This window comes from Pseudomonas sp. 273, assembly GCF_029201425.1.
Classification (GTDB): Bacteria; Pseudomonadota; Gammaproteobacteria; order Pseudomonadales; family Pseudomonadaceae; genus Pseudomonas; species Pseudomonas delhiensis.
On the sequence record NZ_CP116775.1, the window covers coordinates 6,033,542 to 6,057,459 of the forward strand.

Consider the following 23,918-nt stretch of genomic DNA (forward strand, 5'->3'; position numbering starts at 1 on the left):
CAATGGGGCGCGCTAGAATCCGCGCCCCATTCCGGAGACCCATCGATGCCACGCTATGCCCTGATCACCGGCGCCTCCAGCGGTATCGGCCTCGCCCTGGCCGAGGCCCTGGCGCGCCGCGGCCAGGCCCTGATCCTGGTGGCGCGCCAGCGCGATGCCCTGGAAAGCATCGCCTATGAGCTGGCCCAGCGCTTCGGCGTGGATGTGCTGTTCCGTATCTGCGACCTGTCCGAGCCGCTGCAGCTGTCCGGGCTGCTGCACGAGCTGGAGCAGTCCGGCCGGCAGATCGAGCTGCTGGTGAACAACGCCGGCTTCGGCAGCGGCGGCGCCTTCGTCGAGCAGGACTGGTCCCGCGAGCAGGAGATGATCGAGCTCAACGTCCTCGCCCTGGCGCGCCTGTGCCACGCCATCGGCGGGCAGATGGCGCGCAGCGGCGGCGGGCAGATACTCAACGTGGCTTCGGTGGTCGGCTTCATGCCCGGCCCGTGGATGAGCAACTACTACGCCAGCAAGGCCTACGTCCTGCACCTGTCCGAGGCGCTGCGCTCCGAGCTCAAGCGCCACGGCGTCAAGGTCTCGGTGCTGTGCCCGGGGCCGACGCGCACGGCCTTCTTCCGCAATGCCAGCGTGGAGGCCACACGCCTGGACGGCAGCAAGCTGATGATGAGCCCCGAGGAAGTGGCGCTGATCACGGTGAAGGCCCTGCAGCGCAACAAGGCCATCATCATCCCCGGCTGGCGCAACCGCCTGATGGCCTGGAGCCCTCGCCTGGCGCCGCGCTGGCTGGTGCGCTGGATCGCCGGGCGGGCCAACCGCTCGGTCCTGCCGTTGCGCTAGGCCGGCCACGGCGGGCTGGGTTCCCCGGGCGCGGCCGGCTAAACTGCGGACCATCGCCCCCTACCGGAGGACATCCCATGGACTGCCTGTTCTGCAAGATCGCCGCGGGGGAAATCCCGGCGCGCAAGCTCTACGAAGATGACCAGGTCATCGCCTTCCACGATATCGGCCCGCAGGCGCCGGTGCATTTCCTGGTGGTGCCCAAGCGCCACATCGCCACCCTCAACGACCTGGAGGAGGCCGACAAGCCGCTGGCCGGGCACATCCTCCTCACCGCCCAGCGCCTGGCCGCCGAGCAGGGCTGCGCGGAAGGCTTCCGGGTGGTGATGAACTGCAACGACCTGGGCGGCCAGACCGTGCACCACATCCACATGCACGTCCTCGGCCAGCGCCAGATGCACTGGCCACCGGGCTGAGCCGCCAGGCGCCGGGCGGCCGCGCAGCCGCCCCGCCGCAAGACCTGTCATCGGCAATCCGTTAAACTGGCCGCTGTTTTCCCTTTCGGAGGTGCGCCATGTCCGCCGACCGTCACTATTCCCCCGCCGACCGCTTCCTGCTGCAGGCCGATGCCGCGTTGCGCACCCTGCTGCCCTTCAGCGGTCACCCGGCGCGCCCGTCGCCGGCCATCGTGCAGCCCGACGCCGAACTCGACGAGGCCGACAGCCGCCACATCGCCGGGCTGATGCGCATCAACCACACCGGCGAGGTCTGCGCCCAGGCGCTGTACCAGGGCCAGGCGCTGACCGCCAAGTTGCCGCAGGTGCGCAAGACCATGGAGGAAGCCGCCGACGAGGAAGTCGACCACCTGGCCTGGTGCGAACAGCGCATCCGCGAACTGGGCAGCCGCCCGAGCCTGCTCAACCCGCTGTTCTACGGCCTGTCCTTCGGCGTCGGCGCGGCGGCGGGGCTGATCAGCGACCGCATCAGCCTGGGCTTCGTCGCGGCCACCGAGGACCAGGTGTGCAAGCACCTCGACGAGCACCTGGAGCAACTGCCGGCCGAAGACCAGAAGAGCCGCGCCATCCTCGAGCAGATGCGCGTGGACGAGGAACACCACGCCAACAGCGCCATCGACGCCGGCGGCGTGCGCTTCCCGGCGCCGGTGAAGTTCGGCATGTCGCTGCTGTCCAAGGTCATGACCAAGACCACCTATCGCATCTAGGCGGCAGGCGGCAGGCAAGAGCGCGAGGGGCGCCCTTCGTAGGAGCGAGCTTGCTCGCGAACGATTCCGCGCCGGAGCCCGGTTCGCTCGCTCCTGCCTGCAGCCTGCCGCCTGAAGCCTGCAGCCGCCTCAGCGCGGCATATTTCGGCCGTAGAAGATCTCCAGCATCTCGTGGCGGACGCGCTCTTCCACCTGCTTGCGCTGCTCCGCCGAGAGGTTGCTGGTAGCGTCGCCGAACAGGTAGTTGTCCAGGTCGAACTGCTTGAGCAGCATCTTGGTGTGGAACAGGTTCTCCTGGTACACGTTCACGTCGGTCATCTGGTAGGCCTCGTACGTGTCGTCGGAGAGGTAGTTCTGGATCGAGTTGATCTCGTGGTCGATGAAGTGCTTCTTGCCCTCCACGTCGCGGGTGAAGCCGCGCACGCGGTAGTCCACGGTGACGATGTCCGAATCGAACTGGTGGATCAGGTAGTTGAGCGCCTTCAGCGGCGAGATCACCCCGCAGGTGGAAACGTCGATGTCCACCCGGAAGGTCGCGATGCCTTCCACCGGATGGATCTCCGGGTAGGTGTGCACGGTGATGTGGCTCTTGTCCAGGTGCGCCAGTATGGTTTCCGGTAGCGGCCCGGGGGACTCCTCGATCTGGCTGTCGGTCGGGGTGACCGGCTGCTCGGAGATCAGGATGGTAACGCTGGCGCCTTGGGGGTCGTAGTCCTGACGGGCAATGTTCAGGATGTTGGCGCCGATGATGTCGACGACATCCGTGAGGATCTGCGTCAGACGCTCGGCATCGTACTCTTCGTCGATGTACTGCACGTAGGCCTGCTGGTCTTCCGGCGTCTCGGCGTAGCAGATGTCGTAGATGTTGAAGCTCAAGGTCTTCGTCAGGTTGTTGAACCCGTGGAGCTTGAGTTTGCTTTTCACCGTGGGGAACTCTCTTCAATGCGGCTCTGCCGCGTGGTTGAGCATGCCCGTCAGATGCATACGGCGCACCTGCGTAGGACGGTTTACACCTCTTCGCGTTGGCGATTGTGGTTGCTTGGTTTGGGGCCTGGCCCCGAAAAAAGGTGGCGCATTATGCAGAGGTCGGGCGACCTCTGCCAGCCTTTACGCCACCGCCATGACGATCACGTGACGAGGGGAATCAGCCGAGCTCGACGATCTCGTAGTCGTGGGTGATCGCCACGCCCGCGCGGCCTAGCATGATCGAGGCCGAGCAGTACTTCTCCGCCGACAGCTCGACGGCGCGCTTGACCTGGGCTTCCTTCAGGCCACGGCCCTTGACCACGAAATGCACATGGATCTTCGTGAACACCTTCGGGTCCTCGTCGGCGCGTTCGGCCTCGAGGAAGGCCTCGCAGCTCTCCACCGGCTGGCGGCCCTTCCTGAGGATGCTTACCACGTCGAAGTTGGTGCAGCCGCCCAGGCCGAGCAGCAGCATTTCCATCGGGCGCACGCCCAGGTTGCGGCCACCGGCATCGGGCGGACCGTCCATCACCACCACATGACCGCTGCCGGATTCACCGAGGAACATGGCCTCGCCGGCCCACTGGATTCTCGCTTTCATGCAAAGGCTTCCGCCGGAAAAAAAAGGGGGCGCCAGCTTACCACAAGGCCTGGAATGCTCAGGCGATGTTGACCAGGTCTCAATTCGAGCCCTGATACCCTAACGTTCTATTATGCTGGCGTCATTTTACTGGCACACTCCTGAGGTTAAATTGACGGCCCGACCAGCTTTCGATTGTCGGCGCCAGGGCGTCTGTTTAAGCTCTTGCCATTAAAAAGACCGCCGGCCATTGTAGCGGCGGCACCGATGCTCGGGGGAGAGCATCGTAAAGTCACGGTAATCCAGCCAAGGACGACACATAACAACTCGACAAAGCGCCTGTCGTGCACAGGGCCATTCTTATAATTTCGGGACTCGGGCATGGTAGCTATTACCCTTACACCCAAACACAAAAACCTCGACAAGTTGCTCGCACACTGTCACCGCCGCCGCTACACCCCCAAGAGCACCATCATCTACGCCGGGGATCGTTGCGAAAGCCTGTTCTTCATCATCAAGGGCTCGGTCACCGTCCTGATCGAGGACGACGACGGCCGCGAAATGATCATCGGCTACCTCAACAGCGGGGACTTCTTCGGCGAGATGGGGCTGTTCGAGAAGGACGGCAGCGCCGCCCAGGAACGCAGCGCCTGGGTTCGCGCCAAGGGCGAGTGCGAGGTGGCGGAAATCAGCTACACCAAGTTCCGCGAACTCTGCCTGCAGGACCCGGAGATTCTCCTCACCCTCGGCAGCCAGATGGCCGAGCGCCTGCGCAAGACCACGCGCAAGGTCGGCGACCTGGCCTTCCTCGACGTCACCGGGCGCGTCGCCCGCACCCTGCTGGACCTGTGCCAGCAGCCGGACGCCATGACACACCCCGACGGCATGCAGATCAAGATCACCCGCCAGGAGATCGGCCGTATCGTCGGCTGCTCGCGGGAGATGGTCGGCCGCGTGCTGAAGAGCCTGGAGGAACAGGGCCTGGTGCACGTGAAGGGCAAGACCATGGTGGTGTTCGGCACCCGCTGAACACCAGATGCGAAAAGGCCGGCGAATCAGGCTGTGTGAAAACCCGAGCGGCTCTTCGAAGAGAGCGTTCCTACGTGAAATCTGAAGAGGCTTGGCTATTCAGCCAATCCAGAATCCGCGTAGAAACGCGAAATCCAGGTTGTTTTTTAACCAGCGGGACCGATCCTGAGGTTTTCACACAGCCTGGAATGCCGGCCTTTTTCATTGCGCGGCGCGCGGGCTCAGTCCGGGTCGGCGCCCAGCACCACGCTGCGGCGCTCGGGGAAGAACAGGCGCTTGAGCTCGACGCCCGGGTCGTCGGCACGCATGAAGGCCTCGCCGACCAGGAAGGCGTAGACCTCGTTGACCTCCATCAGCTCGATGTCGGCGCGGTTGAGGATGCCGCTCTCGGTCACCACCAGGCGATCGCGGGGGATCTCCGGCAGCAGATCGAGGGTGGTGTCCAGGCTGACCTCGAAGGTGTGCAGGTTGCGGTTGTTGATGCCGATCAGCGGGGTGTCCAGGGTCTTCAGCGCGCGCTCCAGCTCATCGCCGTCGTGCACCTCGACCAGTACGTCGAGCTGCTGCTCCCTGGCCACCGCGGCCAGTTCGGCCATGCGCGCGTCGTCCAGCGCGGAGACGATCAGCAGGATGCAGTCGGCGCCGATGGCGCGGGCCTCGACCACCTGGTAGGGGTCGATCATGAAGTCCTTGCGGATCACCGGCAGCGCGCAGGCGGCGCGGGCCTCCTGCAGGTAGGCGTCGCTGCCCATGAAGTAGTCGATGTCGGTCAGCACCGAGAGGCAGGTGGCACCGCCCTCCTGGTAGCTGCGGGCGATGTCCGCGGGCGAGAAGTTCTCGCGCAGCACGCCCTTGCTCGGCGAGGCCTTCTTCACCTCGGCGATCACCGCCGGCTGCTTGCGCTGGGCCTGCGCCAGCAGCGCCGCGGCAAAACCGCGCGGGGCGTCGGCGGCGCGGGCGCGCTGCTCCAGCTCGGCGAAGGAGACGTGCGCACGGCGCTCGGCGACTTCCTCGGCCTTGCGGGCCAGAATCTTCTGCAGAACCGTGGGCACAGTCACTGTGCATTCTCCTCTCGGTAAACGGCGGTAAAGGCGGCCAGTTCGTCCATTTTTTCCCGGGCCAGGCCGGTGTGCAGGGCATCGTGGGCCAGGTGCATGCCCTCGTGCAGCGAACTGGCGAGGTCGGCGGCGTAGAGCGCGGCGCCGGCGTTGAGCACGATCAGCTCCGCGGCCTTCTGCCCGGCCTCGGTCCTGCGCCGGCCGAGGGCGTCGCGGATCAGCTCCAGGGACTGCTGCGGGCTGTCGACGGTGAGGCCGATCAGCGTCTGGCTGCGGATGCCGAAGTCTTCCGGCTTCACTTCGTACTCGCGCACCTCGCCGTCCTTGAGTTCGGCGACGTGGGTGGCGGCGGCCAGGCTGAACTCGTCCAGGCCGTCGCGCGAATGCACCACCAGCACGTGCTCGCTGCCCAGGCGCTTGAGCACCTCGGCCAGCGGCCGGCACAGGGCCTGGTTGAACACGCCGACCACCTGGTGGCGCACGCCCGCCGGGTTGGTCAGCGGGCCGAGCATGTTGAACAGGGTGCGCAGGCCCAGCTCACGCCGCGGGCCCGCGGCGTAGCGCATGGCCTTGTGGTGGACCTGGGCGAACATGAAACCCACGCCGACGCTCTCGATGCAGCGGGCCACCTGCTCGGACTTCAGGTCCAGGTAGATGCCGGCGGCCTCCAGCAGGTCGGCGCTGCCGCTCTTGCCGGACACGGCGCGATTGCCGTGCTTGGCCACCTTGCCCCCGGCGGCGGCGACCACGAAGGCCGAGGCCGAGGAGACGTTGAAGATGTTGGCGCCGTCGCCGCCGGTGCCGACCACGTCGACCACGCGGTCCAGGCTCTGCAGCTTCACGCCGTCGGCCAGCTCGCGCATCACCGAGACCGCGCCGACGATCTCGTCGATGGTCTCGCTCTTCATGCGCATGCCCATGAGGAAGGCGCCGATCTGCGCGTCGGTGCACTGGCCGGTCATGATCTCGCGCATGACCGCCTGCATTTCCTCGGTGGAGAGGTCGAGCTGGTTGACCACGCGGTCGAGGGCTTCCCTGATGTTCATGCGCGCACCCCGCCCTGTTGCTTGAGGAAGTTGGCCAGCATCTCGTGGCCCTGCTCGGAAAGTATGGACTCGGGGTGGAACTGCACTCCCTCGACGTTCAGCGTCTTGTGGCGCAGGCCCATGATCTCGTCCACGGAGCCGTCGTCATGGGCGGTCCAGGCGGTGATCTCCAGGCACTCGGGGAGCGTCTCGCGCTTGACCACCAGGGAGTGGTAGCGCGTCTGCGTCAGCGGGTTGTTCAGGCCGGCGAACACGCCCTGGTCGTTGTGGAACACCGGGCTGGTCTTGCCGTGCATGACCTGGCGCGCGCGCACCACGTCGCCGCCGAAGGCCTGGCCGATGGACTGGTGCCCCAGGCACACGCCCAGCAGCGGCAGCTTGCCGGAGAAATGCCGGATCACCTCCAGGGACACGCCCGCCTCGTTGGGGGTGCAGGGCCCGGGGGAGAGCACGATGCGCTCGGGGTTCAGCGCGGCGATCTGCTCGACGCTCATCTCGTCGTTGCGAATGACGTGGATATCGGCCTTCAACTCGGCGAAGTACTGCACCAGGTTGTAGGTGAAGGAGTCGTAGTTGTCGATCATCAGCAGCATGTCTGCTCGGACCTCAATGATTGCACTGCTTTCGATTCGCGTCGCCGGCGCACCCTGGGCGGCCTGGGCAGGACCTGGCCATTATGCCAGCGGATGGGGGGACGAACGCGGGGAAGGGACCGGCGCGAGGGCCGGGAAAGAAGGAATCAGGCGCGCCAGCGCCAGCGGGCGAATGCCTTGAGGAGGGAGATGAGGATGCTGTTGCGGTGAATCACGGTAGCGATCTCGCCAAATGATTGCCGAACAGTAGCCGATGGCCGCCCGGCAACGCAAGCCGCACGGGCCCGCGCGGCGCCTGAAGCCGGCGGGCGGCTAGCGGCAGGCCTGCAGCGCGGCGCGCAGGCGGGCCTCGTAGCCCAGGTGCTGCTGGCGCTCGGCGAGCAGTGCGCGGACCTTGGCCTGCAGGCCGTCCGCCTTCGCCAGGCCGGTGGTCGCCCAGACCGGTTCGGCGACCATGGGCGCGCGGCAGGGAACCGCGATCGGCACCTCCACCCGCACGCTGCGCGGCTCCGGCGCCGGACGGCTGGAACAGGCCACTAACAGAAGCGCCCCGGCCAACAAGCAGACTCGCATGGCGATGCTTCCTCTTGGGTGCAGGGACAGCGGTGGGTCATTGAGGGGCTGCCGTGGGTACGGCCTGGCTGGCCGTCAGGCAGTCGCCCACCACAGCCCGCATGCGGTGAGATTGATGAGCATGTGAGGGAAGAGCAGCAGTTGGACCGCGCGTAGATGGCTGCGGCTGCGCCAATGGAGATACAGGTAGGAGGCGATCAGGAAGAACGCCACCACGCCGATACCCCAGGTGAGCCTGACACTGGAATGCGCCGCGGCCCAGCCCAGGGCGACCAGGACGGCGACGGCCACCGGGCGCCCGATGAGCAGCCTGAAGAACTCCAGGCTCAGCACCAGCAGCACCGTTTCGATGAGAGGTGCCAACAGGACCACGCTGACCAGGTCGATGGTGGTGGGCGACGAATCGTCGATTTCCGGAACGCTGACGAAGCCGTAGGTCAACATCAGTAGCAAGGAGGAAATCACCATCGCTACCATGGCGACGAGCGAGGACTGCAGGGCAACGGAATTTTCGGAGGTCAGGTAGGCGTGGAGCCGGGCCGCGTACTTCATCTCAACTCAGTGGCTGCGCGATTGCTCAGCAAGGTTCTACACGCAAGGCCTGGGTGGGACAAGACGTTGCGGCGTTCTCCAGCCTGACGATGGCGTCACGCGTTTCTATGGTGACCGAAGTCGCTGCATCGATGTCACTCTCGCAGGCACCGCACTCGATGCAACTGACAGGCTCGTAGACAATCCGGGTACAGGGTTTGCTGGAAAGCGCCTTGTCCACTGCCGCTCCAGCTATTCCACCGGCGATTGCCGCCTTCAGTTCCTGGGCAAGCGCCTTGAGCAGGTTGGCCATGGGTTTTCTCCTTCAAGGTTCAATGTGAATGGGTAGGGAGCGCCAGCTCCCGGTCGATCAATTGCCGTGCTACAGCGCAGTCCTCACCGTCGTTGTGCCCGGCGAGCAAGCGCTGCGCGTTGGCCTCGTAGGCATCAGCCTCAGCCTGGGCCGTGCGCAAGGCCCGGGTCGCCGCCTGTTCGCGCAACTGCGCGCTGAGCGCGAGCTCCCCCAGGCGACGGTTCTGCTCCATGACCCGTTGCTCCAGCGTGCTGCGGCGCTCGGCGCAACGCGCCGCCTCCAGGTTCGCGGCCTCCAGCCGTGGACGGAAATGCTGCGCCGCGAACCAGGCGCCGCCGGCTACACCGATCAGGCCCAGCACCAGCATCGCGACCAGCTTGCCGTAAAGGCTCATCCCAGCACCTCCTGCGCCCGGCGCCACAGCTTCTGGCGCTCGGCCAGACCATTGAGGCCACCGTTGATGCGCCGGGTGAGGTCCTCGAAGCGCCCGGCGTCGGCCAGTTCGTTCAGGCCCTCGGCCGCCCACCACCAGGCTGCCGACTCGCAGGCCCAGCGCGGTTCGCCGAGCAGTTGCGGCTGTGCCTCGAAAGGCTGGCCCAGGGCCGCGCCAACGCGCCGGTAGTTGGCGCGCCCGGTGACCTGCAGCAGGCCCCGGCCGCGATAGCGCCAGCCATCGCCGGAGGCCTCGTCGCCGTTGCCGTTGCGCCCGGCGTAGGCGCAGTCGGCGATGGCCTGGGGCTGATAGGCCAGCCGGCAGGCCAGCGCGGTCGGCTTGCCGGCGGCGTTGCGGAAGCGCCGCGGCCAGGTGTCCGCCAGGCCCTGGGCGCTGTAGGCGAGGTTTTCCACCAGGCGCGTGAGCCCGGCGCTCTCGTGGCCGACCTGGGCGAGGAAGGCGGCGGTGCGCGCCGGCCTGCCCAGCCCGTGGGCACGCATCGCCGGCACCAGCCAGGGCAGGACCGGGCCGGCGCGGGGAAACAGCTGCAGCAGCTGTTGGTCAGTGATCTCCATGCCGTCCTCCCTCAGCTGCGCCCTTTGCCGCTGGCGGCATCGGCCTTGCCCTGGGCGCCGCCGTTGCAGGTGATGGTGGTGCTCCAGCCGCTGGCATCCAGGCGCTGTTCCACCGAGTCAGTGAGGAACTCGCCGTCCAGGCCGTCCTTGAAGCCGCTCAACCGCACGCTGCGCTCGGCGAACAGGTCGCTGCGCCCGGACAACTGCAGGCGCACGAAGGCGCTGCCACGGTTGAAGTCGGCCAGCCGTGCCCTGGCCGCCTGCTCGGCGGCGCCACGGTCCGGGTAGGGGTGGCGGTCGGCGAACTCGGCGCCGACGCCCTCCGGCGCCTTCGGGTTCTCCAGCACCACCTGGCGCATGGCGCCGCTGGCCGGGTCCTGGTAGCGGGTCTTCACCCTGCGGTAGACGGTGCGGTCGTCGAGGCGCAGGTCGAAGGACCCGACGTCGCCCGGCATCAGCTCCAGCGTCGCGATGATGTGCCCGGAAGCGCTCTCCCCCGCCTGGCGTGGCAGCACCAGCAACAGGCCGTCGGCCAGCTTGGCGGTGCAGTCGTGCTGGCGGGCCAGGCGGGTGATGAAGTTGAAGTCCGATTCGTTCAACTGCTCCGCGCGGGCGACGCTCACCTGCACCGGGCAGCGCGCGCTCCACTGGTTGCGCGCGGCCAGGTCGAAGACGATCCGCGCCAGGCTGGCGTTCTCCCAGGCGGCGCAGCGGGTGCTCTTGCCGTCGCCGTGCATGTCGCCGGCCCGGCCGCTCAGGGTCAGCCGGCGGGGCGGCCCGTCGAAGCGCAGCGCATCCACCCGGTAACGGCCCATGGGCGCCAGTTCCTCCCCGGCGTAGCCGAGGAAGAGGTCCAGCCACGCGCCGCGCCCGGGCAGGGCGATGGCGCCGTCGCGGTCGTCGAGGACCAGCTCGAAGGTGTCGGACTCCAGGCCCGGCTTGTCGGTCAGGACCAGGCTGAGCAGACGGTCGCTGAGCAGGTGGGTGATGTCGCTGCCGTTGGCGAGCAGACGGAAGGTCGGGCGCACTTCGGGCCTCCGTAAAAGAAAGACCCCGCCGGAGCGGGGTCGGGGGTCAGTCCCACAGGCGAACCCGGGGATCGCTGGGTGGCGGCAGCTCGGGCAGGCGGATCAGCAGCCCGGCGCGCAGCGGTTGGGGCTCATCAGCCAGGCCGGGGTTGGCTTCGAGGACAGCTTCCACGCTGCCCAGCAGGTGCCCGTAGTGGTACTGGCAGAGGCTGTCCAGGCAGTCGCCGTCCGCGGTTCTACAGATCGTCGCCATAGCGGGTGAACTCCAGGGTGAAGGCCTGGCTGCGCGGCACGCCGTCGCTCAGCAGGCTGGATTGGTTCTCGCCGATGCGGGTGATGCACCAGTTGCCCAGCAATTGGCCGGACCAGTTGCTCAGGCTCAGCGGCTCGCGGCGCGCGGCGATGTCGCGCAGCTTCTGCAACTGGCCGACGCCGGCCCCCAGCAGGGTGGCGATGGTGCCGCTCAGGCTCAGCGTCTCCGAGCCCTGCCCCGGCGACTGCAGGGCCGGGCGCCGGTCCAGGCGCGCCTGGGGGACCCAGCTGTACTGGGTATCGCGCACCAGCTTGTCGAAGGCCGCGGTGGACAGGTTGAAGTAGAAGGGCGTGGCGTTGGGCGCCAGCGGCCGCATCACCAGCAGGTGGGGCTGCGGCTTGACCGCTTCGGCCGCCGGCGTGGTCAGCGGCGCCAGCAGCTCGCTGGGGATGATGTTGGCCAGCTTCGGGCTGACCGCCCCGGCAATGCGGTTGATCGCCTGCCCGGCCCGCGCCGCCTGTTGCCCCAGCGCGTCGAGGCGCTCATCCACCCGCTGCACCGCGCGCTCGGCCTTCGAATAGACGGCCACCACCTTGTCCAGCCGCGCGTTGGCCTGGTCGATGCCGCGCATCACCCGTTGCAGCGGTGCCGACACGCCAGGTGGCAGGCCCAGCAGTTTTTCCAGCTGGCCACTGGCGTCCTGTAGCTCGCCGATGGCCTGGTCCAGCGGCTCGAGCGTGCCCTTCAGGTCGCGGCGGCCGGCCTCGATGGCCTGGCCGATGGACCGCAGCCCGGCCTGTAGTTGCTCCATGTAAGCCATGGTGGCTCCTCATTCGTCATGTCGCCGTTCAGAGCCTCGGCAGGTCGAACAGGCTGTCGTTGCGCTGGCGGCTGTTGAATTCGTCGAGCAACCGGCGCAGTTGCGGCAGTAGTTGCTCGGCCAGCAGGCGCGGCTCGAACAGGCCGCCACCGACGTTCAGGGTGATCTGCGGGGAGAAGTGCCAGTTCTGCACCGGCGGTAGCGTCGGCGCGGCGGGCGGCAGCTTCGGCTCGGGCATACGCTCGGCCTTCGCCGCCGCGCTGTCCTTGCCCAGCCAGGCGCCGAGCCTGCCGCCGCCCCAGCCGCCGAGCTTCTCGCCCAGCAGGCCGCCGAGCGCGCCGCCGATGGCCGTGCCCACCACCGGGACTATCGAGCCCACGGCAGCGCCCAGCGCGGTTCCCACCAGGGCGCCGGCGGCACCGCCGTAGCCTTCGCCCTTCTCCTGGGCAGACCCGTCGCTGGCGTAGGTTTCCACGGCTCCCAGCACGGCCAGCCCGGCACTCAGCGGCGCCGCACCGCGCAACAGCAGGCGACCGCCATGGGCCAATCGCGCGCCGCCCTTGCCGGCCGCGTCGAGCACGGCGGGCGGCGCAGCCCCTGCTCCACTCGCCGTGTTGCCTGCAAGCGACGCGATTTCCGGCAGCTTTCCGGCTCCCGCGCCGAGCAGGCCGCCCCTGGCCAGGTTCACCGCCCCGCGCCCCGCATCGAACAACGCCCGAGCGCCCTTGTAGGCACCGAACAGGCCGACCGCCGAGGCCACCACGCCGGGGTTGTCGTTGACCACTTGGGTAGCGCGGCGGAAAGCCTCGGAGCCCATCTCCAGCGCGGGGTCCACATAGGGCACCAGCGCATCGCCGACGGCCCCCAGCAGGCTCTCGCCGGACGCCCGCGCCGCACCAATGCGAGCCGAGGTCGTGTCGTTGCGCTGGAGGAGAACGTTGTCGACCACTCCGCTGGCCTGCAGGGCCTGTCCTTGCAGGTGCTGCAAGGCCTCCCCGCCACCCGAGGCCGGCAGGTGCCCCTTGAGCCCTTCCCCAACCCTTTCGGCCGCCTCTTCGGGCGAGCCGCTCTTGCGCATCTGCAGCGCCAGCATGGCCCCCAGGCGAACGACGGCCTCGCGGCCCTGCCCCTTTTGCGGGCGCGCCCTGGACAGCAGGTCCGGCAGGTAACGCGCCAGGTCCGCCGTCTCGAACTCGCCCTGCTGGCCGAGGAAGGCCAGGGCGTCCAGGGTTTTCGCCAGTTCGGCGGGTGCCTCGATGCCGGCCTTCAGCTGCAGGTTGCGCAGCAGCGCCGCGGTGTCGTCCAGCCCGGCGCCCTGGCTGCGGGCGAACTTCGCCGCCAGCGGCAGGAGCGCCTGGGCGTCCTGCTGCCGCATGCCTCGGTCCATCAGCGCAGCGAGCAGGCTCGCGCTGTCCTCCCGACTCATCCCGCTTTGTTGCGCGCTTTCCTGCACCCGTTGCGACAGCTGCTGCTCCTGCGCGGTGCCAGCGATACCGCCACGGATCGCCAGGGCACGGATGCGCGCCTGGTAGTCCGCGGCGATGCCGATAGGCACGCCCATGGCGCTGCCGAACCTGCCCAGCTCGCCGAGGCGTCGGCCGGCGCTCTCCAGCTGCTGCCAGCCCTGGGCGCGGAGCTCGCTGCCACGCACGCTGCGGCCCAGGCGGTCATACAGCTTCGCCAGGTTGCCCACCTCCAGGCCTTGCCGCCTGAGCAGCGCCAGGTTGCCTTCCAGTGCCCGCAGGGTGATGCCCGCCTGGGCGTCGCCGATGCGGTGCAGGCGCAGGTATTCCGCCTGCAGCTGGCGGGTTTCGCCGACCAGGCCCTGCAGGTCGAAGGCACGCTCGCCGCCACGCCGGAGCGCTTCCAGCCGCGCTCCGGCGTCCGCCACGACCGCCCCGAAACTGGCGTCGAGTACCCCGCCGAGCATGATGCTGATCTTCTGTTTCTCGCTCATCGCTCATCCCATCCATCAAAGGCGGGAGCGGCCCGTGCCGCTCCCGCGCCCTCAGGCCGCGTCCTCGCCCAGCCACCAGAGCAGCTCGCCCTGGCTCATGCCGTCGAGGTCGGCGGCGCCGAAGCCCAGCTCGCGGGCCAGGCGCCGCGCCAGCTCACGCATCCGCGCCGGGCTCGTCGCCGTCTTCGCGCACCAGGCGAAAGTAGGCGCTCTGCAGCCGCTGGTAGTCGCTGAGCTTGAGGCCCTCCAGGTCCTGGGCGCTGACCTGGGCGAGGGAGGCGAACAGTTGCAGTTCGCGCTCCTCCGCATCGCCGCCGACGCGGGTGGCCAGGCGGATGTCGCGCACCGTGGGCGCGCGCAGGCTCAGGCTGTCGACGCTGACGCCGTTGCATTGCGCCGGACGCGACAGGCGCACGGTGGCGGCGTCGGCGCCCAGGCTGAGCCAGGCCGGTTGTGCTTGGGTCATGGCGCGCACCTCACAGGCCGAGGTGGCCGCGCAGGGCGGCCAGTTGGTCGACGCCGTTGATGCGGCGCACCGAGTTCAGCGGGTCGATCTCGTAGACCTCGCGGCCGTCGACCTCCAGCTTGTAGTAGCTGACCACCACGTTGAACTTGAACTCGGCCAGCTCGCCGACCTTCCAGTCGCCCGGGTCGACTTCCTGGAGCATGCCGCGGACGGTGGCGATCACCGGCACGGCATCGCCCTTCTGGCCCTTGAAGGAGCCGCGGAACACGCCGTTGAAGCCGCCCTGGTCGGCCAGGCCAAAGAAGTTCAGCGCCTCGCGGCGGGCGCCATTGGTGGAGAACTTCGCCTCCATCTTCTCCAGGCCCATGTCCAGGGCGATGGGCGCGTCCATGCCGCCGGCCTGGTAGTCCTGGGTCTTGATGCTCAGCTTGGGCAGGGTCAGCGAGGGCACGTCACCGGCGAAGCTGACGCCGTCGACGAACAGGTTGGTGTTGCTCAGGGTTTGCGGAATCATGGGGTGCGCTCCTTAGGCGTCGAGGACTTCGGTGAGCCACTGGTCGGTCACTTCCACGCGGAAGTTGGGGTTCTCGGCGGGCGGAACGTCGGTGAAGCGGATGTTCCAGTACACCTTGCCCTGGGCCAGCTGGCTGGTGGTGTTGAGTTCCGGGTCGGCGTAGACCTCGAAGTCGATCACCGCGCCCTGGTTCTTCAGGTCGCGCATGAAGGCGCGCAGGCCCTCGGTGACGTCCTTGACGTAGGTCTTGGTGATGCCGCGGTCCACCGCCCACTTGTGCCCGGCGAGGATGGCGTCCATCACCAGGTCGAGGGTCCGCACGCGGGTCACGAAGGCCCACTTGGCGTCGCTGGACAGGGTGCGGTTGCCCCACAGGCGGTAGCCGTCGTCGCGGATGATGGTGGTGACGTTGGCGTTGTTCAGCAGGTTGGCGCGGCAGGTCGCGTCGCCGTCGAGGAACTCCACCGGGCGGCCGGTGCCGGTGATGCCGGTCAGCTCCTTGTTCGACGGCGAGGACCAGAAGCCGTACTCGGCATCAGTGCGGGCGAACAGCCCGGCGGCGTAGGCGGAGGCCGGGGCATCGGCGGTGGCGCTGGCCTCGGTGTCCCAGTACTGCACGCCGGGGTCGACCAGGTAGACGCGCTTGCTGCCGAACTCGCCGGCATAGGCGATGGCCGCCTCGTCGGTGCCGTTGGGGCCGTCGACGATGGCGATGGCCCGCAGCTTGCCGGCCAGGGCGTCCATGGCGGTGGCCACGGCCTGGGTGGCCGAATGCTTCGGCGCCACCAGCAGGCGCGGCTGGGCGTTGAAGCGCGACTTGCCATCGAGCAGCGCCTGCAGGCCGGTGCGCTGACCGGTCTCGGTGACGCTGCCGATGATGGCGGAGGTCTGCTGCGCGGCATCCTCGACCGCGGCCACGCCAACCGCGACCACAACCGCGGCGGACTGGGTGAAGATGGCGGTGCAGGCCCTGTAGATCGCAGAACCCGCGCCGAAGGCGGCAGCCGCCTCGCGCAGGCTGGTCAGCAGCACCGGCACATCGGGCTCGGCGGTGGCCGGCGCGCCGGGGGTGAAGGTATCCACCAGGCCGATGATCGAGGACGACGGCAGCGCGATGGTGCGCGCGCCGACGTCGACGTTGGTCACGGTAACGCCGTGAAAGAAGCTCATAGGGTTTTCTCCAGACATAAAAAAACCGCCGGAAGGCGGTTGGTGGATCTGACGCAAACTAGCTGTCAGATAGGGTTCTGCTAAAACGAACTAAGATTTAAAACAGTTTTCACTGCAAGCACTCCAATAGAAAACCAGCATTATCAAGCCAGTTGAGTGCATAGATTCATGCCATAGCCACATCCTTTACTGCCAGCAGGAGCGAGAATCGAATATACAATCACAAATGTACCATCAGTATTCAGGCTCCATGTGAAGACGCCCAAAAAGAGAGGATCATCGGCTGAAAAGCTTCCGACGCCACCAAGCTGGTACTTAGGCCTTGCGCCAACCGGAAGAGTAAAAGCGACACTATTACCCGCCGCCAAAGTTGCTCTACCTATATTGACATTAAGGTAAAGATTTCCATTGGCAGTCCAGTAGCCGCTTACTCCCCTATTGTAAAAACCATTGACTAATGGAAGCGCTATTTGGGATGAGCTGGAAAACCTTGAAAAAGCTGCCTGAACAAATGCCGTGTTTGCCAACTGAGTAGTATTGGTACCGACTGCAGCAGTAGGGGCAGTTGGTATACCGGTAAATACCGGCGAAGCCAACGGCGCCAACCCGGTAGTGATGTTCTGGAACACCAACGCAGTGGCCCCCAGTACGATCGGTGCATTTGCAGTCAATTGCCAAATGCTGTCCGCCTGCGTACTGCCCTCCTCCACTGCTACCGTCAGGTTCGGCGTCACCTCGCTGCTCTCGTCAGCATCCCCCGCCCGCTTCCAGGCGCCACTGGCCGCCAGGTAGATGCCGTTGTCCGGCGCGTTGGTCTGGTTCTTCACCAGCACCCGGTCGCCAGCAGCCAGCGCCACGCCATCCAGCGTCTGCAAACCGCTCAGGGTGATATTCGCCGTAGTCGAAGCACGCACCGACTGTTTCTGATCCAGCTTGTTCATCGCACTGACGATGGCGCTATCCACATACTCGCGGGTAGCCAGCACCACGCTCGGATCGATCTTCAGCTCCACCGAGGCGGTATTGCTGACGATCAGCACCATGCGCACGGTCTGGGTGCGCCCGCTGCCTTCGGCCAGTTGCGGTTTGTAGGACGGCGCGCAGTTGGCGTAGGCGATCAGTGCGCCAGCCTCGTCGTACAGGCCCATCTCGCGGATCCACCAGCCGCCGACGTCCTCGGGGATGACCTGCTCGGCGATGATCTGCGCGGCGTTGGCCGGGTCGATGCTCAGCTGGTTCAGCGGCGCGCGGCGGACTTCGTTGACCAGCGCGGTGCGGCTGGCGTCCGGGGTCGGGACGTTGCCGCCGCCGTCTCCGACGGCCAGTTGGGTGATTTTCAGGGTGGTGCCCAGCGCAGTGGCATTCGCCAGCTTGCCGGCACCGATGGTGGTCAGGAGTGCGTAGTAGGTCACGGCCATGGGTAGACGCTCAGTTGGTCGATGGTGTGTTCCCGGCCGGGCAGGCCGTAGCCGCCGCGGGTCTCGATGACGTCCGGGAGGTAGGGGTAGACGGTGGTGATGTCGCCGTCGTATTGGCCGGAGCCGATGTAGACCGGCCCCTGGGTTTCCAGGCTGATGTCCAGCCCAATGAGGTGGCGGGTCAGCGGCTTCGCGTCGTCGATCAGGCGCTCCACCTCCTGGTACATGGCTTCGCTGATACCGCTGTCGAGCACGCCGATGCGCAGGCGGAAGGTGCCCGGCTCACCCATGGGCGTGCCCTGCCACCACTCGATCACCTCGATCAGGTAGCCCAGCGGCTCGATCACCCGGCGCAGCGCGGCGATGGTGCCCTTGTGCTGGTGGATGCGGAACGCCGCGGCTATCGCCTTGCGCTTCACCGGCTCGGCCCAGTACGGGTCCCAGCGGTCCACCGACCAGGCCCAGGCCAGGTAGGGCAGCAGCGCCAGCGGGCAGCTCTGCGGGTCCATCAGCTCGCGCAGCGGGATCGGCAGGTCGCTCACCTGCACGTCCGCCAGCGCCCGCTCCAGCGGCGTGGCGTTGCTGGGCAGCAGCCGGCTACTCATCGGAACCTCCCACGCTGATGGCGTAGCCGGTGCAATAGGCGGCCTGGGTGGCATCCAGCACCACGTCGGCGGCCGGCTGCGCCAGCTCCACCCGCTGCACGCCTTCCACGTGCAGCGCGGCGAACAGCGCCGAGCGGCGGATGTCGCGGCCGAGCCGGCGCTGGGTGGCGATGTAACCCTGCAGCGAGGCCTCCGCCGCCTGGCGGATCAGCTCGGCCTCTGGCCCCGGGTAGATGTAGAGCACCGCCTGCACTTGGTAGGCCACTATGCTGGCCGACTGCACGGTAACGCGGTCGCCCACCGGCCGTACGTCCTCGTCGGACAGCGCCTGGCGCACCGCCTCGAGGATGTCCTCGGAAGCACTGCCGTCGCCCTCGCGGGACAGCACGCTGATCAGCGCCTCGCAAGGTGCGGGGCTGATGGCCGAAACATCCGCTATGCGCCCGTCGGCGCCCAGCGCGAAGGCCACGTAGGCATTCCGCGGCCCGGCCACCGACAGTTGGTCGAAGGCCAGCTGGGTGCGGTTGCGCAGCGAGTCGTCGCTCTCCAGCACCGCCTCTACTGGCGGCACCGCCGACGGATCGGAGGGCTGGATCACCAGGCGCGCCACGTTATAGCCGGCGGCCAGTTGCTCGAGGTCGCTGCCCGTGGCGTAGGCGAGCATCACCGCCCGCGCGGCGTCGTTGATCCGAGCGCGCAGCAACAGCTCACGGTAGGCCGCCAGCTCCAGCAGCTTGACCACCGGATCGGACTCCAGCGCGGCGTCCCAGCCTTCGCCCACGGCCGCGCGGAAGGCCTCCAGCAGTTCCTGGTAGAGGCTCTCGAAGTCCAGGCTTTCCACCACGTCCGGCGGCGGCAGCTGCGACAGGTCGATGATGCTCATGCCTGCACCTCCAGCTGGAAGCCGTCACCCTGGTAGAGCCCGTTCAGCAGCAGGCTGACGCGGCCATCGAGCACCGCGCTGACCTTCACCGACTGCAGGCGGATGCGTGGCTCCCAGCGCCCGAGGGAGCGGGCGACTTCGGCCTGCACCGCGCTCTTCCAGCCCTCGCTGAGCGGCAGGTCGACCATGCGCCGCAGTTGGCTGCCGTACTCCGGGCGCATGCGCCGGCTGCCCAGGGGCGTGCCGAGGATGTCCTCGACGGACTGTTTCAGGTGCGCCAGGCCGCCCAGGGGCTGGCCGTTGCGCCTGTCCATGCCGATCATGGCCGCGCCCTCCCCTGTGGCGGGCGGTTGTGCTTGCCCATGCTGTTCTCCAGAAACGAAGAGGCCCGCACGCGGCGGGCCTGTGGATGAAAATGGCGGTTCAGTGGGTGTGGTGGTTGCTGTTGCCGGTGGTGTCCATGATCGAGCCGCTGCTGGTGACGTTGCCCTGCACCGCCAGGTTGCCCTGGATGGCCACTTCGCCCTGCAGGCTGATCTGCCCGGCCTTGACGCTGACCGCGGCGTCGCTGACCAGTACCTGCGCGCCGCCCACCTTGACCGTGACGCTGCCGCCGGGCAGCTCGATGCTGTAGCGGTGCGCAGCCCAGTCGTAGCTCAGGCTGCCGCCGTCGGCGAAGCGCCAGGTCTCGACGTGGTCGCGGCTGTCCGCCGGGGCGCCGGCGTCGCCGTACAGGCCGGGCACGAAGGTGCCCATGGCCAGCACGCCGGACGGGCTGAGCAGCACGCCCTGCTCGCCGATGCCCGGCGCCCGCCAGTGCCGCGCGGGGCCGGCGCCCTGGGCGTGCCAGCGAACCCAGGCGCTGGTCCATTCACCGTTGCTGACTCGCACCCGGGCGGCGGCCAGGTCCACCGCGACTACCACGCAGGGCACGATCAGCGAGGCGAGCATGCGGTCGTGCTCGGCGCTCACGTAGGTCAGGTTCATGCCAGGTCCTCCGGGGCGAAGTAGTCGGTTTCATGGCCGGGGCCGGTCTGCGGCTCGATGCCCAGCAGCAGCGAGCCCAGCGGCAGGTCCTCCCAGGGCCATTCCGGCGTGCCCAGCAGCACCGGCTGGTCCCACTCCAGCAGCCAGACGCGGTAGGCCTCGCTGGCTTCGGGCCGGGCCTGGACGAAGCCGGCCGGCTCCAGCGGCAGGTCCCAGGTCTGCGCACGCAGCAGGACGGCGATCAGCGAAGCCAGCTGCAGCGCCAGCACTTCCGCCTCGGCATCGTCGTGCTGCACTAGCAGGCGTGCCTGCAGCCGGCACAGCAGCGCCGTCTCGCCGGTGCCGGGGTCGCGGCCCGGCGCCAGCGCGGCGTATTCCAGCAGCAGCGCGGGCAACGCCGGGGTGGCGGTTCCCAGCGGGCCGCGGCTTATCTGCACCGAGCTCGGCAGTGCGGTGCGCAGCCGCTGCTCGATGGCAGCCAGCAGGCTTTCTAGGGTCAGTTCCTGGTCAGGCATGGCGCCTCCCTTTCCTTGTGTTGATGCATTCAGCGGCGTTCGCGCTCGTCGTCCGGCAACCGGCAGACGCCGAGGCGGCGGGCGGCCCAGCGCTCGTAGAGGCCGACGGCGATCTCGGCGCCGGCCGCCGCGGTCAGGCTGCCGACAGCGGCGCTGAGCAGCAGCGAGGCGCCGCAGGCCAGGGCCAGGAACATCACCGCCACGCCGCAGACGATCGAGGCGCCGGAGCGCAGCGCCAGGCGCCGCAGCAGCCCCCAGCCGCCCAGGCCGGCCTTGTCGGCCCGCCACATCTCGCCGCTGACGCCGCCCACGGCGGCCAGCAGGATCGATACCCACAGCGGCATCTCGGGTTCATTGCCCATGGGCTCACCTTGAAGACAAACGCCCGCGCCGGCGGGCGGAACCGGCGGCTATCAGCCAGCCGGGGATTACGGTCGCAGGCCGCGAAAGCGGACGGCGGAAACGAAAAAGCCCGGCGCTAAGGCCGGGCTCGACGAGGTTTTCAGCGGTGCTCCCTGGGGACGCACCTTTGCAAGATTGATGACTTTGTACCCCCCGATTCCCGGCCGGACAAGGCATTTGCGCCCTGGCACCGCAATAGGTGGGCAATGCACCGGCAACGCACCGGCGATGCACTGCGATTCAGCCCAGGGGCTTGCTCAGCAGCACCGTGGTGAAACCGCTGTGCCATTCCTCGTCGGGGTAGAAGTCGATTTCCGCGTAGCCGTGCCTGGCGTAGAAGGCGCGGCTCTGAGTGTTGAAGGTGTCGGTCTCCAGGCGCGCCTGCGCGTGGCCGGCCGCGGCCATCCGCCGTTCGGCGAAGCGCAGCAGGGCGCTGCCGGCGCCGGCGCGTTGGGCACGGGGCGAGACGTGCAGGGCATCGATGAAATCGTCGCGCCAGTTGACCAGGCCGATGACCTCGCCGCCCAGGCAGGCCAGGTGGAAATGCCCGAGGCGCTCCTGGACGTAGGCGCGGGTACTCCCCGCCGCTTCGAAGCGCGCTCGCGCCTCGGCGGTCAGTTGGGGTTTCCAGGTGGTTTCGTAGGTTTCGCCGAGGATCCGCAGGATCGCCTCGGCATCGGCCGGGCTCGCGGGGCGCAGGGTGAGGGAGGGGCTGTGCATGGCCGCGAGCATAGCGCAGCGGCGCATGGAAAGCCCGGCGCAGGGCCGGGCCCGTAGGGGTCAGGCCACGCGGCGCAGCAGGCGGGCCTGGATGCTCTGGTGCGCCACGTGCAGGCGCAGGTAGAAGGTGTTGCGGCTGCAGCGGCAGTGGCGGTACTTCTGCTCGGGCGCGCTGTCGCGGTTCAGGTAGTGCTCGCTGACCACCTGCTTCTGCTGCTCGGGCAGGCCGTTGACGACCAGGTCCAGCTCGGCGACGCGGTCGAGCAGCACCCGGCTGCCACGGGTGCCGCGGATCATCTCGCCCTTGTTGGCGATCATCAGCGCCAGCAGGTTGCCGCCGGCATAGCCGCCACCGGCCACGCCCGGGCTGTGCATTTCCTCGGCCCAGAGCCTGAGCATTTCATCGATCGGCTTGATCACGTCCACCTCCCGCGCCTTCAGCGGCGCCGTTCCAGTTCATCCAGGGCCTGACAGTCCAGGCAGCGGTTGCAGCCGGGCACCGCCAGGCGGCGGGCCTCGGGGATGGGCTCGCCGCAGACCTGGCAGTCGGCGGCGGCGGGCTCCGGCTCGCTGCCGCGCCGTGCCGCCAGCAGGGCGTCTAGGCGTTCCAGGGCCAGGTCGTTGGCGTAGTCGGCGAGGTCAGCCATGGGCGGCCTCCCCGTGGTGTTGCGCTGGTGCGTTCATGCTTTTCTCCGGGCGACGACCCGCCCTGCGCGTGCCGCCCCGCGGCCGCGATGCCAGGTCATTCGCGTGCTGTTTGTCGATATGTGGCGCCCAGGTGGCGCCACTCGTCATGCGGAGGCGGTGCGCTCCTCGCCCGCCTCCGCCGGCAACCTGCCCCGTGACGCACGGGCCGCAGGCAACCCACGGCTTCCCTGCCGTGGAAGACGGAGGCGCCGGCACCCTCGTGTCGGACCGCGTCCGCCGCCGGCTCGGAAACAACCTTCAGAAGGCCGGCGAAGAGAAAACTACAACCAAAGCTATTTATCGTCAACACCAAAGCTATTTACACTTCCCCGGGACGGGCGGTAGAGTGCCGCCATGAACAGCACAGCCCGCCCCTCCACGCTCGCCGAGCGCCTCAAGCAGGCCATGGCCGCGCGCAACCTCAAGCAGGAGAGCCTCGCCGAAGCGGCAGGGGTCTCGCAGAACACCATCCACAAGCTGACCGCCGGCAAGGCGCAGAGCACCCGCAAGCTGATCGAGATCGCCGCGGCCCTGGGCGTCTCGCCGGTCTGGCTGGGGACCGGCGAAGGCTCGCCGCAGGCCGCCACGCCACCGGCCGACGGCAGCCCGCTGCGCCTGGAGCCGCTGCACCCCTGGGACAACAGCACGCCGCTGGACGAAGACGAGGTGGAACTGCCCTTGTACAAGGAAGTGGAAATGTCCGCCGGCGCCGGGCGCACCGCGGTGCGCCAGATCGAGGGGCGCAAGCTGCGCTTCTCCTACGCCACCCTGCGCGCCGCCGGGGTCGACCCGGACGCGGCCATCTGCGCCCAGCTCACCGGCAACAGCATGGAGCCGCTGATCATGGACGGCTCCACCATCGGCATCGATACGGCGACCACGCACATCACCGACGGCGAGATCTACGCCCTGGAGCACGAGGGCATGCTGCGGGTGAAATTCCTCTACCGCCTGCCCGGTGGCGGCATCCGCCTGCGCAGCTTCAACCGCGACGAGTACGGCGACGAGGAATACGACGCCCAGGCCATCCAGGCCAGCCAGCTGAGCATCATCGGCTGGGTGTTCTGGTGGTCGACGGTGCGCCACCGCCGCGCGCCCACGCTGGTTCGCTGAAGCCCGGAAGAACCCCGCCACGGCGGGGTTTCTTCTGCCCGGATGAAAGGCGGCCCGTGGCGATTGCCAGGAAAAACAACAAAAGCTATATTTCCTCCATCGAACGACAACCGCGAGCAGGAGGAAGCCATGCTGCTGTCGACCCCCGACACCCAACCGGCGCCACGCCAGGAGACCGTGGCGCTGGTCTACCAGATCTTCGGCGACGTGCTGGTGCCCCTGGAACAGGTGCGCGAGCGCTGGTTCCGCAACCTCAACCGGGAGAACTTCGGCAAGGCCCTGGCCTGCGGGCGCATCGCCCTGCCGGTGACCACCCTGGACGACAGCCACAAGGCCATGCAGTACGTGGCGGTGGACCACCTGGCGGCCTACGTCGAGCAGCGCGCCAGCCTGGCCGACGCCGCCCTGGCCCGGCGCCGCGCGGGGCAGCAAGTGTAAGCGAATATGCCGTCGCCACGTAGGAGCGCGCCCTGCGCGCGATTCGCGGGCAGGGCCCGCTCCTACAGCTCCAGGGAAGCACGGCACGTTTTTTCGTAGGAGCGAGCTCCTCGGTACACCCGCCTCCCAGGAACTGTGGAGCGGATCTCATCCGCGAATCGCGCCGGTGGTTACGGCTATCGCGGACAAGGTCCGCTCCTACGGGGAAACCTGCGAGCACAAACGAAAACGCCGTCTCCCCTCCCG

General features: G+C 68.1%; 32 protein-coding genes and 1 pseudogene. 6 read left to right on the top strand and 27 right to left on the bottom strand.

Annotation, left to right across the window (positions count from 1 at the left end):
- The first annotated feature begins 45 nt into the window (after window positions 1-45).
- From PKO50_RS27645 to coq7, 3 genes are all read left to right on the top strand, one after another.
- Window positions 46-837: an SDR family oxidoreductase gene (locus PKO50_RS27645; RefSeq protein WP_109934858.1), complete on the top strand. Its 792-nt coding sequence runs from the start codon at window positions 46-48 to the stop codon at window positions 835-837.
- Between the two features lie 77 nt (window positions 838-914).
- On the top strand, window positions 915-1,253 hold the full coding sequence (locus PKO50_RS27650) for a histidine triad nucleotide-binding protein (RefSeq protein WP_009615667.1): 339 nt from the start codon (window positions 915-917) through the stop codon (window positions 1,251-1,253).
- A gap of 98 nt (window positions 1,254-1,351) precedes the next feature.
- Window positions 1,352-1,999, top strand: a complete 648-nt coding sequence (gene coq7 / locus PKO50_RS27655; protein WP_275627812.1) for a 2-polyprenyl-3-methyl-6-methoxy-1,4-benzoquinone monooxygenase — start codon at window positions 1,352-1,354, stop codon at window positions 1,997-1,999.
- A 129-nt stretch (window positions 2,000-2,128) separates the two neighbouring features.
- Here the strand turns inward: coq7 and speD are convergent, their stop codons facing one another.
- The gene (speD, locus tag PKO50_RS27660; protein ID WP_275627813.1) at window positions 2,129-2,923 is read right to left on the bottom strand and encodes an adenosylmethionine decarboxylase; all 795 of its coding nucleotides are present in this window, start codon (window positions 2,921-2,923) and stop codon (window positions 2,129-2,131) included.
- Window positions 2,924-3,143: 220 nt separating this feature from the next.
- On the bottom strand, window positions 3,144-3,566 hold the full coding sequence (locus PKO50_RS27665) for an OsmC family protein (protein ID WP_109934860.1): 423 nt from the start codon (window positions 3,564-3,566) through the stop codon (window positions 3,144-3,146).
- A gap of 360 nt (window positions 3,567-3,926) precedes the next feature.
- Here PKO50_RS27665 and crp point away from each other — a divergent pair, with 360 nt between their 5' ends.
- Window positions 3,927-4,574, top strand: a complete 648-nt coding sequence (crp, locus tag PKO50_RS27670) for a cAMP-activated global transcriptional regulator CRP (protein ID WP_043269230.1) — start codon at window positions 3,927-3,929, stop codon at window positions 4,572-4,574.
- A gap of 221 nt (window positions 4,575-4,795) precedes the next feature.
- Here the strand turns inward: crp and trpC are convergent, their stop codons facing one another.
- The 25 genes and pseudogenes from trpC to PKO50_RS27795 form a co-directional block, all read right to left on the bottom strand.
- The gene (trpC, locus tag PKO50_RS27675) at window positions 4,796-5,632 is read right to left on the bottom strand and encodes an indole-3-glycerol phosphate synthase TrpC (protein WP_109931826.1); all 837 of its coding nucleotides are present in this window, start codon (window positions 5,630-5,632) and stop codon (window positions 4,796-4,798) included.
- Window positions 5,629-6,678, bottom strand: coding sequence for an anthranilate phosphoribosyltransferase (trpD, locus tag PKO50_RS27680; RefSeq protein WP_089392992.1), 1,050 nt, complete (start codon window positions 6,676-6,678; stop codon window positions 5,629-5,631). The genes trpC and trpD overlap by 4 nt, the downstream gene beginning before the upstream one ends.
- Window positions 6,675-7,271, bottom strand: coding sequence for an aminodeoxychorismate/anthranilate synthase component II (locus PKO50_RS27685; protein ID WP_275627814.1), 597 nt, complete (start codon window positions 7,269-7,271; stop codon window positions 6,675-6,677). Before PKO50_RS27685 ends, trpD begins: the two co-directional genes overlap by 4 nt.
- A 312-nt stretch (window positions 7,272-7,583) precedes the next feature.
- Window positions 7,584-7,844 carry a hypothetical protein gene (locus PKO50_RS27690; RefSeq protein WP_275627815.1) on the bottom strand — a complete coding sequence of 87 codons (261 nt, stop codon included), beginning with the start codon at window positions 7,842-7,844 and terminating at the stop codon, window positions 7,584-7,586.
- A 75-nt stretch (window positions 7,845-7,919) separates the two neighbouring features.
- Window positions 7,920-8,396 (bottom strand): hypothetical protein, encoded by a 477-nt coding sequence (locus PKO50_RS27695; RefSeq protein WP_275627816.1) that lies wholly within the window; start codon window positions 8,394-8,396, stop codon window positions 7,920-7,922.
- A 25-nt stretch (window positions 8,397-8,421) separates the two neighbouring features.
- Window positions 8,422-8,688, bottom strand: a complete 267-nt coding sequence (locus PKO50_RS27700) for a hypothetical protein (protein WP_275627817.1) — start codon at window positions 8,686-8,688, stop codon at window positions 8,422-8,424.
- A gap of 19 nt (window positions 8,689-8,707) precedes the next feature.
- A complete protein-coding gene (locus PKO50_RS27705; RefSeq protein WP_275627818.1) occupies window positions 8,708-9,082 on the bottom strand; it encodes a hypothetical protein in 375 nt (124 codons plus the stop codon).
- Complete coding sequence (locus PKO50_RS27710; RefSeq protein ID WP_275627819.1) at window positions 9,079-9,696, bottom strand: glycoside hydrolase family 19 protein; 618 nt, start codon at window positions 9,694-9,696, stop codon at window positions 9,079-9,081. The genes PKO50_RS27705 and PKO50_RS27710 overlap by 4 nt, the downstream gene beginning before the upstream one ends.
- An 11-nt stretch (window positions 9,697-9,707) precedes the next feature.
- Window positions 9,708-10,724: a contractile injection system protein, VgrG/Pvc8 family gene (locus PKO50_RS27715; RefSeq protein WP_275627820.1), complete on the bottom strand. Its 1,017-nt coding sequence runs from the start codon at window positions 10,722-10,724 to the stop codon at window positions 9,708-9,710.
- A gap of 46 nt (window positions 10,725-10,770) precedes the next feature.
- The gene (locus PKO50_RS27720) at window positions 10,771-10,977 is read right to left on the bottom strand and encodes a tail protein X (protein ID WP_009615647.1); all 207 of its coding nucleotides are present in this window, start codon (window positions 10,975-10,977) and stop codon (window positions 10,771-10,773) included.
- On the bottom strand, window positions 10,961-11,797 hold the full coding sequence (locus PKO50_RS27725; RefSeq protein ID WP_275627821.1) for a phage tail protein: 837 nt from the start codon (window positions 11,795-11,797) through the stop codon (window positions 10,961-10,963). Before PKO50_RS27725 ends, PKO50_RS27720 begins: the two co-directional genes overlap by 17 nt.
- Before the next feature lie 28 nt (window positions 11,798-11,825).
- The gene (locus tag PKO50_RS27730; RefSeq protein WP_275627822.1) at window positions 11,826-13,754 is read right to left on the bottom strand and encodes a phage tail tape measure protein; all 1,929 of its coding nucleotides are present in this window, start codon (window positions 13,752-13,754) and stop codon (window positions 11,826-11,828) included.
- Window positions 13,755-13,908: 154 nt separating this feature from the next.
- On the bottom strand, window positions 13,909-14,220 hold the full coding sequence (locus PKO50_RS27735) for a phage tail assembly protein (protein WP_275627823.1): 312 nt from the start codon (window positions 14,218-14,220) through the stop codon (window positions 13,909-13,911).
- Between the two features lie 10 nt (window positions 14,221-14,230).
- Window positions 14,231-14,734: a phage major tail tube protein gene (locus PKO50_RS27740; RefSeq protein WP_275627824.1), complete on the bottom strand. Its 504-nt coding sequence runs from the start codon at window positions 14,732-14,734 to the stop codon at window positions 14,231-14,233.
- Between the two features lie 12 nt (window positions 14,735-14,746).
- Window positions 14,747-15,904 (bottom strand): phage tail sheath family protein, encoded by a 1,158-nt coding sequence (locus tag PKO50_RS27745; protein ID WP_275627825.1) that lies wholly within the window; start codon window positions 15,902-15,904, stop codon window positions 14,747-14,749.
- Window positions 15,905-16,395: 491 nt separating this feature from the next.
- A pseudogene (locus PKO50_RS27750) lies at window positions 16,396-17,322 on the bottom strand (phage tail protein); the annotation flags it as partial.
- Window positions 17,313-17,927, bottom strand: coding sequence for a phage tail protein I (locus PKO50_RS27755; RefSeq protein WP_275627826.1), 615 nt, complete (start codon window positions 17,925-17,927; stop codon window positions 17,313-17,315). The pseudogene PKO50_RS27750 and the gene PKO50_RS27755, both read right to left, overlap by 10 nt.
- Complete coding sequence (locus PKO50_RS27760) at window positions 17,920-18,810, bottom strand: baseplate J/gp47 family protein (protein ID WP_275627827.1); 891 nt, start codon at window positions 18,808-18,810, stop codon at window positions 17,920-17,922. The genes PKO50_RS27755 and PKO50_RS27760 overlap by 8 nt, the downstream gene beginning before the upstream one ends.
- Window positions 18,807-19,133 carry a GPW/gp25 family protein gene (locus tag PKO50_RS27765; protein ID WP_275627828.1) on the bottom strand — a complete coding sequence of 109 codons (327 nt, stop codon included), beginning with the start codon at window positions 19,131-19,133 and terminating at the stop codon, window positions 18,807-18,809. Before PKO50_RS27765 ends, PKO50_RS27760 begins: the two co-directional genes overlap by 4 nt.
- Before the next feature lie 100 nt (window positions 19,134-19,233).
- Entirely contained in the window at window positions 19,234-19,791 is a 558-nt protein-coding gene (locus PKO50_RS27770) for a phage baseplate assembly protein V (RefSeq protein ID WP_275630537.1), read from the bottom strand.
- Between the two features lie 2 nt (window positions 19,792-19,793).
- Complete coding sequence (locus PKO50_RS27775; RefSeq protein ID WP_275627829.1) at window positions 19,794-20,312, bottom strand: hypothetical protein; 519 nt, start codon at window positions 20,310-20,312, stop codon at window positions 19,794-19,796.
- Between the two features lie 29 nt (window positions 20,313-20,341).
- On the bottom strand, window positions 20,342-20,674 hold the full coding sequence (locus tag PKO50_RS27780; protein ID WP_089392987.1) for a phage holin family protein: 333 nt from the start codon (window positions 20,672-20,674) through the stop codon (window positions 20,342-20,344).
- Between the two features lie 280 nt (window positions 20,675-20,954).
- On the bottom strand, window positions 20,955-21,434 hold the full coding sequence (locus tag PKO50_RS27785; protein WP_275627830.1) for a GNAT family N-acetyltransferase: 480 nt from the start codon (window positions 21,432-21,434) through the stop codon (window positions 20,955-20,957).
- Between the two features lie 60 nt (window positions 21,435-21,494).
- Window positions 21,495-21,854: a hypothetical protein gene (locus PKO50_RS27790; RefSeq protein WP_109932925.1), complete on the bottom strand. Its 360-nt coding sequence runs from the start codon at window positions 21,852-21,854 to the stop codon at window positions 21,495-21,497.
- A 17-nt stretch (window positions 21,855-21,871) separates the two neighbouring features.
- Entirely contained in the window at window positions 21,872-22,081 is a 210-nt protein-coding gene (locus tag PKO50_RS27795; RefSeq protein ID WP_009615610.1) for a TraR/DksA C4-type zinc finger protein, read from the bottom strand.
- Window positions 22,082-22,475: 394 nt separating this feature from the next.
- On the opposite strand from PKO50_RS27795, the gene PKO50_RS27800 reads away from it, so the two are divergent.
- Window positions 22,476-23,234 carry a helix-turn-helix transcriptional regulator gene (locus tag PKO50_RS27800; protein WP_253412636.1) on the top strand — a complete coding sequence of 253 codons (759 nt, stop codon included), beginning with the start codon at window positions 22,476-22,478 and terminating at the stop codon, window positions 23,232-23,234.
- Window positions 23,235-23,363: 129 nt separating this feature from the next.
- Window positions 23,364-23,672 (top strand): pyocin activator PrtN family protein, encoded by a 309-nt coding sequence (locus PKO50_RS27805; protein ID WP_275627831.1) that lies wholly within the window; start codon window positions 23,364-23,366, stop codon window positions 23,670-23,672.
- The last annotated feature ends 246 nt before the right edge of the window (window positions 23,673-23,918 follow it).

Coding starts and splice junctions, on each gene's coding strand:
- PKO50_RS27700 (WP_275627817.1), bottom strand. CDS start 8,688: ATGGCCAACCTGCTCAAGGCGCTTGCCCAGGAACTGAAGGCGGCAATC.
- PKO50_RS27805 (WP_275627831.1), top strand. CDS start 23,364: ATGCTGCTGTCGACCCCCGACACCCAACCGGCGCCACGCCAGGAGACC.
- PKO50_RS27710 (WP_275627819.1), bottom strand. CDS start 9,696: ATGGAGATCACTGACCAACAGCTGCTGCAGCTGTTTCCCCGCGCCGGC.
- PKO50_RS27760 (WP_275627827.1), bottom strand. CDS start 18,810: ATGAGCATCATCGACCTGTCGCAGCTGCCGCCGCCGGACGTGGTGGAA.
- PKO50_RS27685 (WP_275627814.1), bottom strand. CDS start 7,271: ATGCTGCTGATGATCGACAACTACGACTCCTTCACCTACAACCTGGTG.
- PKO50_RS27665 (WP_109934860.1), bottom strand. CDS start 3,566: ATGAAAGCGAGAATCCAGTGGGCCGGCGAGGCCATGTTCCTCGGTGAA.
- PKO50_RS27735 (WP_275627823.1), bottom strand. CDS start 14,220: ATGACCCAAGCACAACCGGCCTGGCTCAGCCTGGGCGCCGACGCCGCC.
- PKO50_RS27800 (WP_253412636.1), top strand. CDS start 22,476: ATGAACAGCACAGCCCGCCCCTCCACGCTCGCCGAGCGCCTCAAGCAG.
- PKO50_RS27755 (WP_275627826.1), bottom strand. CDS start 17,927: ATGAGTAGCCGGCTGCTGCCCAGCAACGCCACGCCGCTGGAGCGGGCG.
- PKO50_RS27695 (WP_275627816.1), bottom strand. CDS start 8,396: ATGAAGTACGCGGCCCGGCTCCACGCCTACCTGACCTCCGAAAATTCC.
- coq7 (WP_275627812.1), top strand. CDS start 1,352: ATGTCCGCCGACCGTCACTATTCCCCCGCCGACCGCTTCCTGCTGCAG.
- PKO50_RS27650 (WP_009615667.1), top strand. CDS start 915: ATGGACTGCCTGTTCTGCAAGATCGCCGCGGGGGAAATCCCGGCGCGC.
- PKO50_RS27745 (WP_275627825.1), bottom strand. CDS start 15,904: ATGAGCTTCTTTCACGGCGTTACCGTGACCAACGTCGACGTCGGCGCG.
- PKO50_RS27785 (WP_275627830.1), bottom strand. CDS start 21,434: ATGCACAGCCCCTCCCTCACCCTGCGCCCCGCGAGCCCGGCCGATGCC.
- PKO50_RS27730 (WP_275627822.1), bottom strand. CDS start 13,754: ATGAGCGAGAAACAGAAGATCAGCATCATGCTCGGCGGGGTACTCGAC.
- PKO50_RS27725 (WP_275627821.1), bottom strand. CDS start 11,797: ATGGCTTACATGGAGCAACTACAGGCCGGGCTGCGGTCCATCGGCCAG.
- PKO50_RS27690 (WP_275627815.1), bottom strand. CDS start 7,844: ATGCGAGTCTGCTTGTTGGCCGGGGCGCTTCTGTTAGTGGCCTGTTCC.
- PKO50_RS27740 (WP_275627824.1), bottom strand. CDS start 14,734: ATGATTCCGCAAACCCTGAGCAACACCAACCTGTTCGTCGACGGCGTC.
- PKO50_RS27765 (WP_275627828.1), bottom strand. CDS start 19,133: ATGATCGGCATGGACAGGCGCAACGGCCAGCCCCTGGGCGGCCTGGCG.
- PKO50_RS27780 (WP_089392987.1), bottom strand. CDS start 20,674: ATGGGCAATGAACCCGAGATGCCGCTGTGGGTATCGATCCTGCTGGCC.
- PKO50_RS27645 (WP_109934858.1), top strand. CDS start 46: ATGCCACGCTATGCCCTGATCACCGGCGCCTCCAGCGGTATCGGCCTC.
- PKO50_RS27720 (WP_009615647.1), bottom strand. CDS start 10,977: ATGGCGACGATCTGTAGAACCGCGGACGGCGACTGCCTGGACAGCCTC.
- PKO50_RS27795 (WP_009615610.1), bottom strand. CDS start 22,081: ATGGCTGACCTCGCCGACTACGCCAACGACCTGGCCCTGGAACGCCTA.
- PKO50_RS27775 (WP_275627829.1), bottom strand. CDS start 20,312: ATGCCTGACCAGGAACTGACCCTAGAAAGCCTGCTGGCTGCCATCGAG.
- trpD (WP_089392992.1), bottom strand. CDS start 6,678: ATGAACATCAGGGAAGCCCTCGACCGCGTGGTCAACCAGCTCGACCTC.
- crp (WP_043269230.1), top strand. CDS start 3,927: ATGGTAGCTATTACCCTTACACCCAAACACAAAAACCTCGACAAGTTG.
- PKO50_RS27705 (WP_275627818.1), bottom strand. CDS start 9,082: ATGAGCCTTTACGGCAAGCTGGTCGCGATGCTGGTGCTGGGCCTGATC.